13 protein-coding genes are annotated in these 20,332 nt (G+C 34.8%); all 13 read right to left on the reverse strand.

The features are described 5' to 3' along the window. Positions 1-28: 28 nt before the first annotated feature. Entirely contained in the window at positions 29-2,086 is a 2,058-nt protein-coding gene (locus tag BB050_RS21985) for an eCIS core domain-containing protein (protein WP_083219864.1), read from the reverse strand. A gap of 44 nt (positions 2,087-2,130) precedes the next feature. After that, positions 2,131-2,691 carry an HNH endonuclease gene (locus BB050_RS17265; RefSeq protein ID WP_066034451.1) on the reverse strand — a complete coding sequence of 187 codons (561 nt, stop codon included), beginning with the start codon at positions 2,689-2,691 and terminating at the stop codon, positions 2,131-2,133. A 54-nt stretch (positions 2,692-2,745) separates the two neighbouring features. Further along, positions 2,746-3,525: a GH-E family nuclease gene (locus tag BB050_RS17270; protein WP_066034452.1), complete on the reverse strand. Its 780-nt coding sequence runs from the start codon at positions 3,523-3,525 to the stop codon at positions 2,746-2,748. A gap of 28 nt (positions 3,526-3,553) precedes the next feature. After that, the gene (locus tag BB050_RS17275) at positions 3,554-4,129 is read right to left on the reverse strand and encodes a hypothetical protein (protein ID WP_066034453.1); all 576 of its coding nucleotides are present in this window, start codon (positions 4,127-4,129) and stop codon (positions 3,554-3,556) included. Between the two features lie 6 nt (positions 4,130-4,135). After that, a complete protein-coding gene (locus BB050_RS17280) occupies positions 4,136-5,503 on the reverse strand; it encodes an ATP-binding protein (protein ID WP_066034454.1) in 1,368 nt (455 codons plus the stop codon). After that, positions 5,493-6,416: a hypothetical protein gene (locus tag BB050_RS17285; RefSeq protein WP_066034455.1), complete on the reverse strand. Its 924-nt coding sequence runs from the start codon at positions 6,414-6,416 to the stop codon at positions 5,493-5,495. Before BB050_RS17285 ends, BB050_RS17280 begins: the two co-directional genes overlap by 11 nt. Positions 6,417-6,483: 67 nt before the next feature. Then, positions 6,484-7,323: a hypothetical protein gene (locus BB050_RS17290; protein WP_066034456.1), complete on the reverse strand. Its 840-nt coding sequence runs from the start codon at positions 7,321-7,323 to the stop codon at positions 6,484-6,486. A 12-nt stretch (positions 7,324-7,335) separates the two neighbouring features. Then, positions 7,336-9,285: a hypothetical protein gene (locus BB050_RS17295; protein ID WP_123907002.1), complete on the reverse strand. Its 1,950-nt coding sequence runs from the start codon at positions 9,283-9,285 to the stop codon at positions 7,336-7,338. A 91-nt stretch (positions 9,286-9,376) separates the two neighbouring features. Next, entirely contained in the window at positions 9,377-13,072 is a 3,696-nt protein-coding gene (locus BB050_RS17300; protein WP_066034458.1) for a contractile injection system tape measure protein, read from the reverse strand. Next, the gene (locus BB050_RS17305; protein ID WP_066034459.1) at positions 13,056-15,773 is read right to left on the reverse strand and encodes a hypothetical protein; all 2,718 of its coding nucleotides are present in this window, start codon (positions 15,771-15,773) and stop codon (positions 13,056-13,058) included. Before BB050_RS17305 ends, BB050_RS17300 begins: the two co-directional genes overlap by 17 nt. Then, complete coding sequence (locus tag BB050_RS17310) at positions 15,773-19,498, reverse strand: baseplate J/gp47 family protein (RefSeq protein ID WP_066034460.1); 3,726 nt, start codon at positions 19,496-19,498, stop codon at positions 15,773-15,775. Before BB050_RS17310 ends, BB050_RS17305 begins: the two co-directional genes overlap by 1 nt. After that, complete coding sequence (locus BB050_RS17315; protein WP_008469171.1) at positions 19,495-19,929, reverse strand: GPW/gp25 family protein; 435 nt, start codon at positions 19,927-19,929, stop codon at positions 19,495-19,497. Before BB050_RS17315 ends, BB050_RS17310 begins: the two co-directional genes overlap by 4 nt. After that, the gene (locus tag BB050_RS17320) at positions 19,922-20,221 is read right to left on the reverse strand and encodes a PAAR domain-containing protein (RefSeq protein ID WP_008469168.1); all 300 of its coding nucleotides are present in this window, start codon (positions 20,219-20,221) and stop codon (positions 19,922-19,924) included. The genes BB050_RS17315 and BB050_RS17320 overlap by 8 nt, the downstream gene beginning before the upstream one ends. Positions 20,222-20,332 lie beyond the last annotated feature (111 nt).

Genomic DNA, 20,332 nt, shown 5'->3' on the forward strand with positions numbered 1-20,332 from the left:
ATTGAGGCGTTACAATTAGTTAAAATAACTATCTTAAAAAAGCATCAGTTGTTGCATTTGTCCTTAATTCGGCTAAGTGTAAAGTTTTATTGCCAGAAACAGGTATATTAGCATATGTATCTTTACGAACACCATCGCCAGTACCAAATTTTTCGGCAAGGAAATCTGTTTTTGCATTAACAGTTGGTGTTTCGTCATGGTTTTCTAGGCGTTCTGCAATTTTGGTTAGACAAGCAATAGCCTCTGTTTCAGCCGCTTTTTTAAGACTTGTAGTGCCGCCTTTAACAGCAATATCTAGCTTAGTATGCGCTTCTCTCATAGCTGTAATGCCTGTGTTTTCCCCTTTAACTTCTTTTGGAGGCGTGTATTGAGGTATGCTTGTCAAGATGTCTCGCGCTACTTTATCTTTTTCAGATAATATAATGCTTCTTAAATCATTTTGGGCTTGATGATTTCCTTTCACTGCCGCCAAAGTTATATTAGGTACATTATCTTTAACCCAGATACCATGTAAATCTTTGACATGAGAATGTAAATCACCGGTAAACCAAGGTTTTCTGGTCTTTGCAACTAAACTCAATGTTGGAATAGCTATAGCATTAGAAATACCTTTGGCTAATAACAATAATGCAGTATCTATTTCAGTTTTCGGAGATTCTAATCCTTTATATACCTCACTATCATGAAAACGCTTAAGGATTTTATTATAAACAGCTTCTTGATTATTGTCTGCTCCTGGAGAATCTTTTTGAAACTGTTCGGTTATCTCATGTGGAGTAAGTGCTATGTTTAATTGATAGCCGATTTGGTTTGTTTTTCCTGCCCATTTATTTCTTGCTGTTGCAACTCTAATTAAGCCTGCAGATGCAGTCCAATTCCATCCAGTACCTATATGATCATTGAATGGTAAAGCATTTACATGAGTATTTGCTGTGGCATGTGTGCCTCTAAATGCAACTAAAGCGTTAATAAACAAAGTATGAACTTGTGATATGAATGCTTTGTTTATTATTCCATTTGCTCCTCCTGCTAACAGAGGAGGCGCAACTAGTTCTAACTCTTTTTGAGCATCTGTTTCTAATATAAAGGAAGTATTAAACAAAGGGCTAAAAGGGGCAGATTTTCCTACTTCTGTATGCGAAGGAACATCAACGGTATTTGGAGGCGCTAGTTCCCATGTTGCAAATTCATATTCAAAACCGAAACTGCGGTGTACAGAAAGTATAGCTGGCATAGGTACTGCATTTTCAGATAAAAAATTCTGCCATTCTTTTTGTGCATCGAGTAAAGCGGTTAATCCGCCACCCGTGTTCTGAGATTCTCTATATAAACGTCTTGCTTTGATTTTAGTAGCCTCGTCCGTTATATTAGCGGATGCTAAAAGCGGATCTATAATAGGATCTATATTTTGCCTTATATGTTTCCAACCGTTTCTTATCGAGTTAATTAATACTGCGTTTCCTTGCAGATCCGTATTTGCTTTTCCTCGTTGTTCAGATGTCAGGTCATCACTTTCTACTATTTGCCCCGTTGCGTGAGTATCTGGATAATAGTTTCCGTTGTCTAATTTAATACTTACGAGCTGACGCACTGTTTGTAAATTTAAAGAATTGGTATAATGAACATTCTTTTGCGATCCATCATCTACAAATTGTAATGCTTTCGCCCCCATAACATCAGCCTCCTTTTCCAAACCTTTGTCATCATTTACATTCACTTTACCTTTCATCTGTAGAGTAGGCTTTACTCGCCCTTGTTTTTGCTGTACCACATGCCAGGCTTCATGAGGCAAATGTTTTTCTTGTCCGGAAGCTAGATGAATATTTGTTCCCTGCGCATAGGCATGAGCATTAAGTTGGGCAGGTTTGTCGGAGTTATAATGTACTTTAACATCATCCATAGAATGACCAGAGAGGTTTTCTATGCCTGATTTTAAATTGTCTGGCAAGCCAGTATTATTGACTTTTTTTTGTAAAACAGAAACGGGACGATTGTCTTGAAGTTCTCTTGCCTTATTTTGAATAACTTTTTCGTTAGAACTATTTGCGGCAGATTGCGTTTTCGTTTTATCAGTTGAATATTCCATAAAAACCAATTTTAATTGCTATTAGTTATTGCTAGATTTAGGTTTTATCTTCTTTTCTTACTTGGTCTGCGCATATAATTTTTTGCAATTTTTTTTCTATGCAGTGCATGATATTTCTTGAAACCTGTTACTCCTACATTTGCTCTGTTTCCTCTTGATGTATTGCATGTTCCGCAAAAAATTCTGCCATTTCTCATGTTATTTTTACCGCCTTTTGATGCAGGTTGTATGTGATCAACGTGAAATTGTCCATCGCCCATTCTCCTTCCTTTAAAGGTAGCATAGTGTATTTTTTTGTGTTGGAATCCACAATTAGTGCAGGTATGAAAGCCTCCATTACTCTTTTTATTTGCCGCTAATTTTTTTTCGCGTTGCTCTTTGGTGAAATTTATCCGTCCCAATTGCACAACATTAGAGTTAAAATTGGCAATCGCCTGATTAGATTTTAACTGTCTAACGGAAATATTGGTATTGGTTAAAGTTGAAGACGAAACACGATTGTCGGCCAACTGAAAAGTGTTGCCAATAGTATTTCTATTAGGAGTAAGACTGTTTGCCGCACCTTGATGATCATTTTCTTTTGGAACTTCACTATAGCGATTCATAATGCTTTCTTTTTATTAAAATTGCGATGAGGAATATAGTCGAATATATAGTTTCTAAGCTATTATGCCAGAACCGCCTGATCCTGAATCAGGATCATAACGAAAATCTTTATAAAAACCTTTGTTTTCAGGTTCATCATCTGGTGTGTGATATCCGTCTTCTTCATCTTCACTTTCGTAACTCACTTTTTTCTTTTTCTCATATTTATGGCTTTCATTGCATTTTTTGCACAAGGCTCTTAGACGATCAGGATCATTATGATCTTCTCTAATTTCTGAATCAGTTGCACCTTTTGATTTCAAGTCGCGCTCACGTGGCGCCCATGGCGGATAATGGTCTAATGTTAAAGCCCGTAGTTCGTGAGGATTGCCGCTTTGGCTTGTGTAGGCAAATCGGGTTAGTTCTAGTTTTTTGCTTCCTTTCTTTTTATAAGCAAGCGGTCTTCTGCAGCCAGGACAAGTATAAATTGCATCAAAATTGCTATTTACATTAGTACGTTCATGGGCAGTATGTTCGATAACGTGATCCCTTGTATCATTAGGAATATGATATCTTTTTTGTTTTTTGGCTTGTGGCGGAACATAATCACCGCTGCCATCGTCGTCACTTTCCGAGTCTTGCCTTTTTCTTTTCTTCGGGTTCTTTTTTCCATCACCGCCTTTTAATTGTGTAACCGTGTTAGTGTTATCTGTTAATGTGTTCTCTTGCAGTTTTTTCTGTACAATAGAATATTCCCGATTGTCTTTTAATTGAGCCGTGTTATTACTGTGAGTAGCATTCGCAGCAGCAATTGAGGCTATGTTTTCAGATATTTTTTTGTGTTGTTGCGTCATTTTCTTCTTTTTTGAATTGGATAACTGCTTATTCTTCCGAGTCAATCTGATCTTTAAACGATGTGACTTTTACAGGACCAATACCACCTAAATAATGGATTGCTGAACAAAAAGGATGATTGTGAATCATAGTTTTTAAGCTCTCAAGGTTTTGATCAAAATAGGGGAGTTTTACTTTTCTTCCTGTAATGAGCTTTATGAGATGATCATTTTCTAAAGGATAAATTTTAAAAAGAGGTTTTCGTGCAGCATAAAAAAGACTTTCGTCATCAGCAATAAAAGAAATTTCTCCACGGTTTTCTTTTAGTTTTTGAGGATTGGTTTTTAATAAATGAATAATCTTAGCCTCAATTTTACTCACCATTTCGTCTACACTTTTTTCGGTAGTTTGTACAACCAAATAAAGATTTTGGGTCGTGATAAGATATCCGTTTATGAAAAAAAAGATTTTGTCGTCGAAATCATTTAAAGCCATTGCAATGATGGTGTTGACATAATTGGAATCGAAATATTTTTTCCAGTTTCCAATTTTAAGCGTCACTTTATGACGATGCAATTGTGGCGCAGCAACTGCAACTTTTTTTATGTTTTCATCTTTTTTCATAATGCGTCAATTCATTTGAGTAACCATAAGGGTTTTGTTCTCTTTTTTAAATTCACGTCTAATGCCTTCCAATAAATCCTGCTGACTTACAATAGTTTCATTTTTCTGAATTGCAGCCAGAGCGCAAAAACGCAATATATTAATAATTGCACCGCCAGCCAATTCATAGTTTTCGGCAATATTTTCGATATCAATAGCAGGATCAAGTTGACATTTTCCTGAAAAGGCTTTTTCCCACAATAGCATTCTTTCTTCGGCGGTTGGCATTGTAAAATGAATCATCGATTGAAACCTTCTCGAGAAAGCTTCGTCCATATTTTCTTTTAAGTTGGATGCCAGAATAACAACTCCAGGGAAATCTTCAATTCGTTGAAGTAAATATCCCGTTTGCTGATTGGCGTGCCGATCGTTTGAAGAGGAAGCATTGGTTCTTTTTCCGAAAAGCGCATCGGCTTCATCAAAAAATAAAATCCAATCCTTATGTTGTGCGACATCAAATATTTTGGATAGATTTTTTTCGGTTTCACCGATATATTTGGAGACAATCATAGAAAGATCGACTCTATACACTTGTCTGTTTGTACTTTTTCCGAGTAAAGTTGCTGTAAGCGTTTTTCCTGTTCCAGGAGGTCCATAAAAAAGGGTTCGGTAGCCAGGTTTTATTTTGTTTTCTAGACCCCATTCTTTCATCAAAGTTTCACCATGATTAAGCCAGGCATTAATTTCCATAACTTGATTCATAACATGTTCTTCGAGAACCAAATCGTCCCAATTTAAATTGGTCGAAATTTGTTGAGCTGGAAACGAAACACTATGTTCCAATTTAGGCAGAGTGCCCGTTATGAAAAAGTTTAGCCAGCGTTCATTAATCGAAAGAACCTGATTCAGAATAGGAATATTAGATTCGCTACTTTCCAAAACCAAAACCTGTTCTTTGGCAAGAATATTCGATGTGTTTAAAATGTTGAGCAATTCAATTCGTAATTCTGGATTAACAGCCGTAATCAAAAAGGAAAGCGTTTGGCCCGTAGGCAGAAAACCGCTGTGGTTTTTATTAACAACACCACCAAATTCAGTAAAACCACGATCGTACATCGTATTTTTGCTAAAGAAAATATCTAGAACTTCAGGTTTAATCTGAGGAGCGAGAATCAAAGCAAGACAAAGCCGTTCGTAGAGATTCAGATCCCATTCGGCTAATTTTTTATAATAAACACTTTCTTCAGTATCTTCATCGGCTTCAGGCAATGGAATATCTTGCCATCGGTTTTCGTGGCCTTCTTGAAGCAGATAACTGCAAATAACCTGATCGATTACCTTTTGCAGCCAATCCATTTCATTATACAAAACCAAAATATTGGAATTAGTTTCCATACGCTCCGAATAGTTTTTCTACATCGTCCAAATTAGCATCAGCCCATTTAAAGTATAACAAGGCCGTATTAGGATTTAACTCATTGCATTGCAGCATATCCAAATAAAAACCTTGTGCATTTTGCATGATCATCAGAGTGTTGTAATCAGTGTCATTATGAAAATTAGAATCAAAAAAAGAATCTGTCCATGCGCTTACATTGTTTTCTCTGGCAATAAAATCACTAATGAAATACGATAGTTTTTCGTCTTGAACGACTAATTTTTTAGCCTTAAAATAAGCGGGTTTTCTTTTGGTTTCTCTATGATAATACTCAATATCTTTTGATTGGATTGTTTTGGTTTTAGAATGTCCAAAAATATCTGTCAGACCAAAGTTTTCTGCTTCACAAGCCAGTTCCAATTCTGCATTAGCTTCGCCAGCTGTAGCGAGAGTAGTGTTTTTGGCTGTAGCACTTTCTGTTACTACATACAATTCTCTAAAAGAATATAAGGTTTGCGTCAGTTTTATAATTAACTGCTGCTGGATTTCGTTCCAATTATTAATCTTTACAGATTCTGGTTCTTCGGCTTTAAAAATGAAACTTCCTTTATGGGCGAAAGCCAGTATTTGTTTGCTGAATTCAAAATCGCCTTCAATAGAACCATGCGCAAGAGATCGTCCAGAATAAGGTTTTGAAATGCCATCGCTAAAATTCCAATTGGCGTCATTTAATGCAATTACGCCACTAATATCAGCATCGTGATGCGATATAATGCCATTGCGATAAATATTTCCCAAAAGAATGATTTCGCCATTTTTAATTTGGAAATAATCACCAGGAAAAAGACTTTTATTCAACGGTTTTGTAGGCAGAAATCCTCCTGTCTTTAAATAGAACTGTCTGTAGAAATTCTTGTTGGTATGATTCATAACCTTAAAAAATTAGAATTAAAGTCCACTGAATGCAGGATTGAAACAGTGGACATTTTAATTTGTCTTAAGAAGCATAAGCCGCAGCAGTTGCTGCCGCTAAACTAGATTGAAGCGACTGAAGTTTGATTTGCGCTTTGCTTAAATTGCTTGTTGCAATAACCAATTGTCTTCCAGTTTCGTCATTTGCAGTATTTGCCTTTTCGTAAGCAATCTGAGCATTTTTATACGCATTGTATATTAATCCTCTAATAGAAGAATCAGAAGGGGATGGTGCAGGCAAAGTTGCTTCTAAAGATTTGCTATTTGTTAAAGTAAAATACAATTTAGCAGCCTGTTTAGTCTCCAGAGTGATTGCTTCCTCAGATTCAAGAACAGAAGCTTCTGCTGCCAACGTAGATTTTAAAGCAACAAGCGTAAGAGCAACGGCATTGTTTGCATCTGTGCCTGCAGTGTTGATTCTGGTAATTAAATCATCAGAAATTAACGGATTAAGCGCTTTTTTGCGAATTACAAGATTAGACAGTTTGTTAATTATTTCTACAGAATAAATTAATTTGCTAATCAAATCGCTAATCCAAATGCTCACTCTTTTTGAATCCTGAGTTGCAGTTGCCGTTTTTGAAAAGGCATTTTCTGAATTAAGCGCCAAATCGTATGCATTTTGAACAACTTGATCTATTAAGTTTTTATTGCTTAAAGCATGAGAACGATTACTTTCTGAAACCAATAAATAACCTTGATATCTCGTTGCTTTTTCATTCAGCGAGTTTACAATGGTTTGCTGCTGCTGTACAATTGCAGTTGCATCAACCACTTGATTTTTAATCAAGTCTAGTTCAGCTTTTTTCTTTTCTGTAATTCCGTATCTCTGCAAATTAGGACTTGGTGATAATATAGTTTCCATATAGTTGAGGTGTTAAATGGTTGATGATTTTGAAATTTCTTTTGTAGAATAAGGTATTGGCGTTGTGTTTTGCCAGTCAGAAAGACTGTTGGTGTATTTGGTTTTAGCGTTTTCACTGCCTTTGTAGTAAGACAATACAACCGGAATATAACTTTTGTCCTCAATTAGCGGATTTCCAAAATTATCTGTAGTTGTAGTATCAATATGTACACTAAATTCTTGACCAGAAGCCGCTTTGTGGTGTTTAGCACTCGTAAAGTTTCCAGCAGGAATGTTTTCTGCTAAATTTAAATTGAAGTAAAAAGCATTGCTGTTTTTAACCGGTTTAGGAGATTTCTCTTTAACCTCTTTCAGTTTAGCATTCAAATCTGTCAATTGGCTTTTTGCAATACGTAATTTCTCTTTAGCATCGGCCAAAGCACTTTTCAGACTAAGGCTCTTTTGCTTATCCTGATCCGTTTCTTTATCTTTTTTAACTCCGTCGGCATTAGCTTGACTGGTAGAATTGTTTAAAATTTCTATTTCTTCGTTAAGAGATTTAATTTCTGCGTCCACAGTTTTAATTTCTTCTTCTAACTCCATGGTTTCAATTTTGTACTCAAGAGTTTCCAAATCTTCATTTGTAGCAATATCATCTGGATAAGGCAAGAAGAAACATCTGTAATCAATTTCATTTGCTTTTAAAACTTCTTCTTTATCTACAGTAAAAGTGATTTTAGACAAATCTTCAGATGCTTGCTCTCTAGAATTAGTAATGTTCTTAGCATTTTTTAAAGTATAAGTTAAAGCAAACGTCTCAGAAGGAGCAGACAGATATTCATCAAACGTATTGATTTCTTTTTTGTAGTTTTCTGTAAAGATGATTAAAAGAAAGGCAACATAATTTTCGCCAAGCACTAGAGGATCATTGTCTGAATCTCTAAGTTCTTTGTAGACTATAGAAGATTTATATTTTCCTTTGGCATCTGGGTTCTGAGAAGCAGGAATGCTTTTGCATTGAGCTGGATTGCCCACTAATAATTCTGCATTCGAAGCGCTAAAAAATGATTTCTTGCTGTCTTTAACCATAATGATGTTATAGCTTAAAACAGGATTTGCTAATCCTTTGTTTTGTGTTTCTGAATCTCTGTCTTCTGGCGAAAAAGGACTTCTGTAAGCATCAAAATATACGCTGAAAGTGCCCGCTGCAGGATCAAACTGCTTTGGTACTTCTACAACCAAACTTTGGTTAAATAATGCATTGTTATAGTTATATGCTTTTTTAGAAGCATCATATTCTACTTCACTACACTTTATAGCACCTTCTGCAGCTCTTGTGGCAATACTTGCTTTAGCTTTTGTATCGTTATCTGCTGTTAGTACAGCAGTAGTTGCTGTTAAATCAGCAGTGGTTACCTGCAATAAATTGTTGACAGAAGTATTCGTTAACTTAGCGCCGTCAGCAACTGTTGAGGTTGAAACTTCAGAAATAGATGCTGTGGCTTCCATAGCAAACTGCGAAGTCTGTTCGGCAATATAAGCCGTTTTGTTAATCAGATTGTAAGCCTCAAGAGCCTGCTGGTAAATTTGAGTTCCATAATCTGCAGCATTGATAATGCTATAAATGCTTCCGATATCACTTGCCAGACGCACAATAGAATTTGACGCAATTTGAATGTTAGAGGCACAAACCGCCATATTGCTAACGGCTTGTGTGACATACGTTTTTTGCTGATTTGCAGATAACAATAAGTTGTCTGCCATGTTTTTATTCTTAACAACTACATTATTTATATGTTGCTGTTCTTTGTACATTTTGGTTGTTGCATCCAGTTTTTCCTGCGCAACAATTTCAGCTCCTTCGGCATAATAAAGAGTAAACATTGAAGTGCTCAATTGTGAACTCAATTGTTTTTTGGTCATCTCCTGACTTTCTAATGATGACAATACACTAGAATGCAGATTTTCATTGTAACTGTTCATAATAGTTTTTTTAGTTGATTAATTTATATTTCAAGATCGTATTCAATGGTTTTTGGATTATCATTCGACTTTGCTCAGGACGATATATTGTTTAATAAGGCCAAATGACATGCAAAGGCTTATCCATCCAATGGTATTTCATAATCGAAAAGGCAAAGGGAGATCTGTTGATCAAAATATCATAAGCCCTTTTCTCTACAGTAAGTTCCCATTTGTCTTCCAGTTCTACCAGAATTCCGTCGCGTACAAGCCAGTTTCCTCTAAAGCCATCTATGGAAGAATCTCCGATATCTGGCCAATGCGAAATAGCTGCTTGTATTAAACCGTTTATTAATTGCTTTTCCTGATCAGATATTTCTACAAAATCGGGTACTGTGTCTGTCAATGGTAAACCGCACAAAATTTTATTCAATGGCAGATAAACTTCTTCGGTTTCCTGCATTCCTGTGATGACGTACTGTAAATACTGCACAGCTCTAACCTGATGTTCGTTGCTTATAAATTTATTCTCTGATGTAAGATTCAATCGATCAAATAGCATTGCGATATAATCGTTCAAGAGCACAATTCCTGCGTTTCTAATCGCAACACCTTGCTTGAGGTTAGTTTTTGGTTTTTCTTTAATTTTATTTGATTCCATTTTTGATAGTATTTCGGTTTGTTTTAAGAATGGCGAAGTTTGTTTCTCTGTTCGAAGAATTTCTTTGAAACCAAGCTGTAAAGCGGGCGGAAACTGATAGAGATATTTTTCCATGTCTGCCAAAAAGTTTTTCTTAGAAATTCCTTTTTTAGTTACCACTTCCCAGATTAGTTCATTCCATATTTTATCAATAGCGATAAGTCTCCAATTGTCATTGACAACAGCTTTTAAAAGTTTTCGAAGCAAAAGATGCTGCATTTCTTTAGAAGCCAAACCTTTGATGGTTACAGATCCCAAGACCTGATTGAACTTTTCCAGAATTCTCAAATATGATTCTCTGTTTTTATCCAATTGGCTTACGGCATTGCACAAATTATGAAAGCTGATATTGCGGCAAAGCCAATCCATTTGAGCTTCGGGAATAAATTCTTTTTTCATTATTCTAAAGAAAATCTGAGGCTCTTTTACCATAATGACATTCAGAATATCTTTGATTTCTATTGTTCTAGAAATGCTGAAAACAGTAGAAATCTTGCGTTCGATAATAATGGAAGAAATCCATTTGTATTTTTCTTTCTCTGATAATGCCTGAATTTCAAAAAATAGGTCTGAACTGATAGATTCTGAAATTCCATTAGAAAAAGTATAACTTGAATTCATTTCGTTTTGAAAAAAATGTTCTAATTTTGTTACAGAGTTTGCTGATTCAAAAGTTTTTGTTTCGTTTTGAAGCTGTATTTTTTCCTTTGCAACAGTTCTTTTCAAATATAATTTCAGCTCTTTCTGAAGCAGTTTTTCAAATAAGATTTCATTGCCTTTATAAGCTGAATATTTTAAAATCGTGTTCCAGAAAAGTTCGTTTAATTCCCAAGTAATTTTAGTTTTTGAAGCCGATTTTACGCTATTAATAATGACAGCAGATGTCTTCTGAATCCAGTTCTTTTTCAGCGCAACACCATTTGTCAAGAAATAATGCAATAGATTTTCGCTTTCCTTTCTGTCTTGTTTTCGCAGTTCTATAAAACCCGAATCATTAAAATTGACAGTTAGCAATTGCGCCAATTCTTGCTGATCTTGTTGTGATGTATTCTGAATAAGTAATGCAAGCGCCACAGTATCAATTGAACTTGTATTTTTTAATTGATTTAAAAATGTCTTCTTGATAGCAACTCCAAAAGATTTAATTCGTTTGGACTGAATCAGTTTTGCGATAAACTGAAAATAGTCGTTGCGTCTCGTATCGGTTACTTTTTTGGATAACTGAACGATAATAGTTTCCAGAAACAAAGAGGAATTATGTTCGGGATGAAACAGTATTTCCTGCATTCCGAGAAGTAATAAATTATCCGTCATCAATTCTTCTGGAAAATCATATTTATCCTTTTCGTTTAGGATTTCATAGACAACCTGAATGGTCTGTACGAGTTTTGTCTTTTTATAATTGGCAGTTTTTACCAATAATTGCAGCATTTCACGATTAAGGACCAACGGAAGTATTTTCTTTAAAACTTCTTTATTTCCGTATGAAAGCATTACCTCAAAAGCCATTTTAGGATGCAATAAAATGGTTCTCCTAAGTGATCTTTGCAAATCAATAAAAAAGACACTTTTGGTGCTGTTTTTCTGTAATTCCAGTTCTAATTTGGCAACAAGATTCTTAAAATGAACAGCTGGATAATTAGAATTATTACGGTTTATTTCCTTGCAGTAAATCGCATTGAGATTGGTATAAATGGTTGCCGAATTATTGTTTTTTACCGCCGCAGGAATTTTAGCATTGGTAAACATCGCCAATAAATGTTCGTGACTCAGATTGTTTTTTTTGCCTAATTCCTTAATGCAGAAAAGCAGAAAAGCACTATTGTCAGCATTTTTATTTTTAATTAAAAAAAGCATTCCGATTTCCCATAAAGCCTTACTGTTTGTTTTGAGTTTAAAGGTTTGGCTCAGTTTATTCAAATACGTTATCGATTCCATTTGAAGAAGCGATGGAGTAGTGTCTAATCTTGAAAAAAGTACTTTTATAGAAGTTTCGTTTAAATCCTGAAGCAGTGAAGCAAGCAGATTTTCTTCTTTAAAAATTGGCTGAATAAGGGCATTAAATTTGGTTTTGTTTTCAGTACTTAATGCCACAATTAATTCGTTCAAATTGTCTTTGTCTGCCTTAAATTTTCTACTGTTTTTATTTTGAAGTAATTGTTCAAGTAAACTCCAATAATTTATCTTATAATCAGGTAAATGATTTTCAACTTTTTGTGTTTCATATTCCTGAGTCAGTATTTTTAAGCAAGCAATAAAATTGTTGTTTTGAGAAGTTTTATCAGAGAGTTTTACAATCGTATTTTCGATCAAAACAATCAGTTCCGCGTAAGCAATATTATAATGATTTGCCATTTGCAGAATACTGCTTTTCATGAAAGCGAGTTTATTAAATAGAGTGCCGCGTTCCAGCAGTAAAAAGTTAAGAATAAAGAACCAAAGATTCTTTTTGAAACTGATTGTACTCGTATGGATAATAGTTTCCTTAACCTGAATGTTCACCATAATGGAGCTAAAATCAATTATCGAACTACTATTATTAGGTTCAAGCGCCGCAATTATTTTGGTTATATTTTTTTCGTCAAACTGCCACGCAATTCGCTTTCTAACTTCTTCATGCGTCATTCCGGTTTCCTTGATAATTGCAATAACCTCAGCTAGATTATTCTGAAGTAATTCTGCCATAATTTGGTTTACAGAACCTTCTTTGTTCTGATAATTCCATGGGAAATAACCTTCTAACAAAAAGACCATCAGATTTTCCAGGATCGATTTTTCTTTATTGTAAACCGCGATTCCGTTTTGCTTCTGACTGTTTTGATACAGAATTAATTCGGCTATTTTTTCTCTTAATAAATTGCGTATTTTTCGACTTAAGTCAAATTCAAGATCGCCATAATCGCAAGAGCCAAGATCAAGTTCCAGCGATTCAATTCGCCAGCTTTGTTCCTGCGGACATAATTCATTAAAAATAGAAGCGACTTCTCTAGGCAGCGAGATTTTGCTCCAAGCGCTCAAGCGTTCCTGAAGTCTGTAGCTTTCTTTTTTCTGGTCAAAAGTTGTGTCCCACTTTAGACTCGATACAATATGGCTATTTATTTCTTCCATTTTTCGTTTCTAAAATTGAGGTTAAACTATTGGTCAAATTCACTGAAGATATCTCAGGATTTGCCGTTTCTAAATCATTTTCCTGTTTATTGAATAAATCCTGAGTGTTTTTAAAACGCAAGCTGTCATGCCAATTGCTGTAATTTGGTATTAGAGTTTCCAGTTCTTGAGTAGTTACAAACAAACATTCGCATTTTATGTTTGTTGGAAGGCATATTGAAAGAAACAGTTTTAAACGTTTTTTGAATTCGGGAGTTTGCAATTCAGGAATAAAATCAGGAAATAATAAGATGGCATTTTTCTTAAAAAGTTCGTCATTAATTGTAGTGATTCCGTTTCCAGAAGAAACTGTAATACGAAATGCATAATCGGATAATTTACTTTTTGTATAATCTGGAGTTGTTACAGTTTGAGAATCGCCAGAAGCAATAAGATATTTCTCCGAAGCAAATTCCAAATAACCGTTTTGAAATTGAGTATCCAAAACAGTTTTGTTTAGACTATTTAGAATATAATTTATATTAGTTAATGATTGAAAATCAATATTTTGAATTGTGTAGTTTAAACTATCACTTTGCTTTACGATTTCTATATTATATTTTAATTGATTTAAAAGAATGGAGGTTTCAATAAAGATGCTGCCTTTTCTTTTTTCTTTAAACCAATATACTTTTTGTATAGTTTTATTGGCGTTCAATTGGTCTTCTATAGAATGTTGTGAAGCTTCAAATTGAGCCGTAATAAAATTGTTGTATATATTTTTTAATCCGAAAAGGAGATTCAGTTTTAATTCAAATCCCGAAAAATTGCTGAAATCGGTTTTACTTAACTTCTCTTTTTTATTGAGATGTTCTGATTTAAAAATAAAATCAGACGTGTTTTCATTGATGTAATCGTAATGATCGTTTTTAATATTGAGATTATGAGTCGGAGTTATTTTTGAAGCCGTCAGAAAATTGCAGGCTTTTATTCTATTGTACGTTAATAAATCAAGGTTCTGAAGATATAGACTCTTCAAAATGATCTGATCTTTTTTCTTATTTCCCGTATAAATTGTACCAGCAATTATGGCATCAATAACTTTAGGCGATTCGCCATGTCTGGCAAGCAAATGATCTAAAATTGTATTTCTTCTTTCAAAATTGACATCTTCTTCCTCCATGATTTTCATCATTCCAAAGATGTAAGCATTGTAAGGATCTTGCTGATATTCTAGCCAGCTTTTTTCTTTTAGTTCTTTTTTAGTTTCGTCGCCATAAGTGTATTCAAAGACATTATTGTTTTTTAATAAAGGCTTGATATGAGGAACATTGTACAGTGACTGATAAAAATAGCTTGGAGAAAACATTTTGTACGGAACAGGATATTCTAAATGTTTTTTCTCATACTTATCTTTTAGCGCATAAAAAGCATCTTTGTCTGATGGCGAACCGCATACGGAATTGGTAAAAGAAAATAGTTTTGAAACATTGGCCAATTGCGAAAATTGATTGGCCAAAACCTGATCAAATAAGGTTAAATAGCCTTTTAGCTGACGGGATTGTGCGACTTGTATCGGGTCAGAATCATCTTCAATTTTATCGTCGCCAATGCCATATTGTTGAGGAAATGTATTTTGGATAGAATAATAGCTATTAATGTCTCTAAAACTGCTTTTTGGCAATTTTGTCGCAGGTTTGTTATTTAAACTTATCGCCGTTTCTTGATATTTACTGAGATTAATTTGCAACGGACTTAAACCATCAGTTTGTACTTCTTTTCCGTTGCTGATTAACAATAGTTTTTTTTCTCCATAAGAAGCCAGAATATCTATCGCTATTATTTGACTGATTGTCGATTGCAATGCTTGAACATGATTATTATTCTGATAAAGCTGAATTCCTGAAACTGAAATAATGCCAGCTACAGACTCAATTACTGGAATTAGATCGATAGTTTTGAGAGTATCTTTTTTATCTACTATTGATTCACTTAAAATCCAGCCATTTTTAAGATAAGGACCATCATATATTTCGGCAGCATTATATCCATCTTCTTTTAGAGCATCATAATTTACCTGAGTTATTTTCGGAAAAATATAAGTGCGAATTTTGTCTTGCAGTTCTAATAAAATGGCTTGTTCGTCTGCGTCTTTTTCAATTTCAATTTTTCCGCCAATCAAGCAGTTTTGTGGCTGCAGAGCAATTGGCATATTAAAAAGTTCGCCAATATTTCGGCTTTGGTTAAGGTAATAAAATGACGATTTACAAATAGTATCTCGCTGAATGCTATCGGTAATATCGGGATTTATATAAAGATATACTTGATATACTCTGCTAAATGGTGGAAGATTGTCATTGTAAGTTACTATTTCGGCATTATAAACTTCTTCGATCCCGTCAATGATGTATTTTTTATAATCATCAATTGTATAGGGCGAAGTGGTCAAGATTTTATAAGGAAGATAGAACTGATTTTCTATTTCCATTTTTCCTGTAGAATCGGTCAAAATATCGGGAATAGAAAAATCGATACAATAACCTAATTCTGTAAGCGCATAACAAACCTGATCCAAAATGGTCATTCCAGGATCGCTCGGATTAAAGTTGGTCCATTCTGTACCAATATGATTTTGGATATAATCAATAGCTTCGTCTTTCAGAAAATTGAAATCCTGATGCGGCGGAAGCTGTGTTTTTGTTATTTGATTATTAGTATCCATTATATCAGATTTGAAATATTATGATTGGGAGCAGAAACTAAAAGCGTTGCTTGTCCGTATGGCATTAAAGTTTTTTTTTCGCTTTTTAAAGCGGTTTGCACTCCTGAAGCGGGATTGATGTAATAGCTTGAAAAGGATACATTCTCAACAGAAAGGACTCCTTCAATATTTTGGACAAATGTGCTCACTTTGGCATCAACAAGCGGTTTGTCGATTTCGATTTCAGAGGGGCAATTGGAAATCCATGGCGATAAGTACTTCTTTAAAGCTAGATTTACATTTTTGTTTACCAGCGTTTTTTGATAGTTTGGATCGACTATAATAGAGATATTGATGCAAACATATTCCAGATTAAAATTGGAAACGTTCAGATTTATGAACGGCGACGAATTGGCGTTTAAATATTGTTTTACTTGAATCTCAAGTGCATTTGTTACCAAAGGAATAAAAGCGTTTGAATCGTTATCTGACGCTATTTTTTTGACTAAATAAACATTAGTGCTGTTGTCGCTTTTTTTAGTAACTACTTTTGAATAGTATACGGTATCAAATTTTTCGGCAATCAGCGTATAATAATCGGTTAATGTGCTTGCTCTGTTTTTGGTTTTAATGCTATTGCTTACTCTTTTGTTTCTATCGGTTTTGTCTTCCGCGGCTTTTCCTCCAAAAGAAGCGAATGGCTGAATGATGGTACCTATTTCTGGAATCTTGGTTTCCGGTTTTGTGATTGCATTAGCCTCTATCTGCGGACTTTGTATATCGGTCAGAAATGAAGTTCCTGTTCGTTGTACACTAAAACCGTTGGTTTGCATAAAAGTGGTTTTAGAAAACGAAGCAAGATTGCCAGTAGCCGCAATAGAAATCCAGTTTTTGGTTCCAGGCATTATCGTGCTGTTATTATTGCAATCTGCGGGAATAGGAATTTCTATAATTCCAGAACATCTAAATTGGCTGGTTTGATCAGATAAAGGCTGAATGTTTTTCCATCCTGAATCGCTTAAATAGTAATACATTATGTCATTCTGATTGGTAAGCGCGATAGAATTTCTGGCCAACTCAAAATAGAGGTTCAAAGTGCTGTCGCAAATCAGATTATCTAGTTCGATAAATAAAGCGCCGTCATAATTAAAAGAAGGGTAAAGCGGAAAACCTTTTGCGACATCATTTTCAGAACTTCCAATGATTTGGGTATTAAATGTATTGGTTTTGGTTTGGTCAGCTGTTTCACTATCAAATACGGTATAGTTTGAAAAAGGAGCATATATAAAATACTGCAACGGATAATCGCCAGCTGTGCCATCAAGTTTGTAGGTTACACTAGCATTATAAATGGCAGAAAAGGTTTGTATTTTGGGTGCAAAAGGTACATTGGCGGCGGTAATAAAATCTGTCACTTCTTTGTCTTTAGCCATGGCAAGTTTATTGCCATTTTGTAAAGCAATACTAGCCACAACATTTGCATATAATTCTGAGCCAAAACCGTATTCAGGACTTGATAAAGTCATTTTTATAAATCCAGATGAACTTTCTTCAGTAAATTTTAAAGCTTCTTTTTGAATATCTGGATCGGGTTGCCATACTTTTGCATTAGTTCCTGTAGCACTTGAAATTGAAAGAGGCTTAACATAAATATAGTAACTGCTAGATGTATTAAGAATATTATTTGGAACTCCTAATAGAAAAGGGTCAAATAAACAAACAGGCTGTGGAATCTCATCAGTTGGAATGAATACTTTATCAACGTTACTCTTTTCAATTTTGGTCATTTTCAAACCTTGCCATGATTTGTCCTGCATAATATTGAAATTGGCAGTAAAACTGGCATTTGTGAATTCGCTTGGAAAAACAACATCCTCCTCAGGTTTAGATAATATGCTTCTAAGTGTTCTTCCAAGTCCTGCTTTTGGAGTTGTTTTAGTTGGATGCAGGTATTCATTATATTGCTCATAATACATTTCAAAATTGGCTGGTCTTTTATCCCAATCTATTTCTACAATTAAACTGTCCAAAGGTTTACTCAAGATTTCATTGTTTCCAATAATAAAATTGGCATTTACCAGCGGAATTGGTCCAAAAGGAGTGTAGGGATTTTTTGTGCTTAATTCACCAAAATCATTATACAATTGAAAGGTTTTTACACCCGTTACTTTTAAAGCAATAGTAATCGAAGTAATTTTAGGAGGCTCTTGCGGATTTGGAACATTCTGAAATAAAATCTTCATCATTGGCCAATCGCTTTTCAATCCGTCAGGATTAACCAAAAAAGGTTCGATTGAAGCTACTGTCTCGTCAAGAACTATCTCTATCGTAAAAACAGTATTTTGCTTTGTAGCGTCTGCTGTAAAATCTGCAGGAGCTAAATTCAGTTTTAGCCATTCTTTTTGTGTGCTTAAAAAATAACTTGCTTCTTGCAGTATTTTTATATCTATTGGAGAATCAAATTCCAATGTCAGGTTTACTGTTCTTTCTCCTTCACGCAATAATAACATTGGTGAAGCAAAACCAATTCCGATTAAAGAAGGACTTAGAGAAAGATCATCTGAACCGAAAGTTTCCCAACTGATTGCTTTATTTTCTGCGTCTAATTGAATTTCTGTTGGCTTATCAACAGTTTGTAAATTATAAGAGGCATTGTTTTTATCTTGATAAGAAAGCTTATGCACGCTTGCAATTGCAGCAGGATTTAGGTTTACATTTTTTTGAGAAGCAAACAGAATAGGATTCTTTTGCGCATCGACTCCAGCATTAAACAAGGTTCCGGCTGGCAAAGTAAATACAGCTGTTGGCTTTGTAAGCGTCGCACACAAAAAGGTGTGATCGGCAACTGCAGGGAGTTTAGTCTGTTTTAGAATATCTTTATAATAAAAATCAAGATGTTTTTCAGAAAGACCATTCATGCGATCTTGCTGTACTTTTAAAATATTTACAAAAGAGCGCAAAAGAACAGTGTCTGGAAAATGTCCTTTTTTAAGATTTAATTTCTTGAATTCTTTTCCTGCATGATGAATTATGGTTTCTAAAAACTGAAATAGTTTATCTCCAATTTTTATTAGAATATCCAGACTAAATGCCGTTATTGAACTAGTTTCCTGTAAAACGGAATGTTCTGTTTCAAATCCGAAAACTTGCCAAAAAGGAGTTTTGTCTTTATTGATATACCAAATGCTTTTGTCAAAAGAGTTAAAATCTTGCAGAGGCGCTGAAGCAATAGAGAAACCATCAATAGCTAATTTGTTTAAATATTCTCTAAAAGACTGAATTGCCCAGAAATCAATGCTTAATCTTGTTTTAACTTCTTGTAAAATATAAGTTTTAAGATCGTAGATTTCGCTATTTCTCAGCATATAATGCGTCCAGCGTTCTATAATTTTATAAATGGCCGTAATGCGGTCAAAGAGGTTGTTTAAAGCATTTGAATGCGGAATTCCGCCGTTTTCGTTTTGTACTAATCTTTGAATTTCGGTACAGCTATTTTTATAATCTGAATGCAGTTTTTTGTAGTTTGTTTTTGAAATCGAAGCCATCAGAAAAACAGGATCTTTTAGCAAAAAAGGACTCCAATTGCCATAGATGGTATTGCTGTCATTATAGAAATTGATCAATTTGCTGAATTCTGTCAAAAAGTACAGCCAGTCTTGCTCGGTTCTTCCGTCTATTAAATGCGGACTTGGAACGAGTGCTTCGTTGAGAGAATTTATAGCGCTATTTTGATCAATTAAAATCATTTTTTCTTGTCTAAGTTTGTTCCTTCTTTTACATAAAATGGGAACACATAGTTGTGTCTTGTATTGGTTTTTGAATAGATGTAGCTAATCAGTATTTCTATTTTTCCGTTTGCAACATCAGTCGATGCAACTTTTACATCTTGTACTAATATTCTTGGCTCGTAACGCAGTAGGGAAAACTTGATAGCTTCAATGATTTCGCCTTTAAGCGTGCTGTCAATTTTTCTAAACATAAATTGCTGTATTCCTGAGCCAAATTCAGATTCAAGAGTACGTTCGCCTTTTCGGGTATTTAGAATAACATGAATAGATTCGTTAATGTTGGTTTCATTAGCGGACAAATTCAGCTGATAGTTATCTGCAGAGAAAGACACAGGAAATGCCCACCCTGAACCTAAAAAGGCAGTTTCATTATGTTCCAAATTATCCACCGATCATTACATTAAATGCTCCTAGCATAATTGAGCCTCCGTGGGCTGTCGTATCTCCCATTCTTGCGGCTGGCATACCGCAAATCATAACTGTCGCAGATCCTTTTATAATAGAATCTGGTGGTCCTACACAAACCAGTGTATCGCCAACTTTGGCTGCTGGTAATCCGCCGATTAAAACAGTTGGCGCACATGGTCCTACTATTGGTCCGCCTACATGCGGAACTGGTGGCACTCCCGGAGTAACCATAGGACATTGGTGAAAGTCTGTAAGTCTTGCTGCTGGTGGCATAAGTTTGTTGTTTATGGTTTATGGTTTGTTGTTTATTGTTTATTGTTTGTTGTTTGTTGTTTCTGGTTTTTGTTCATAGCTTTTTAGTCATAATTGGGCATTAACTATAAA

This window comes from Flavobacterium anhuiense, assembly GCF_001705175.1.
In the GTDB taxonomy this organism is placed as follows: Bacteria; Bacteroidota; Bacteroidia; order Flavobacteriales; family Flavobacteriaceae; genus Flavobacterium; species Flavobacterium anhuiense.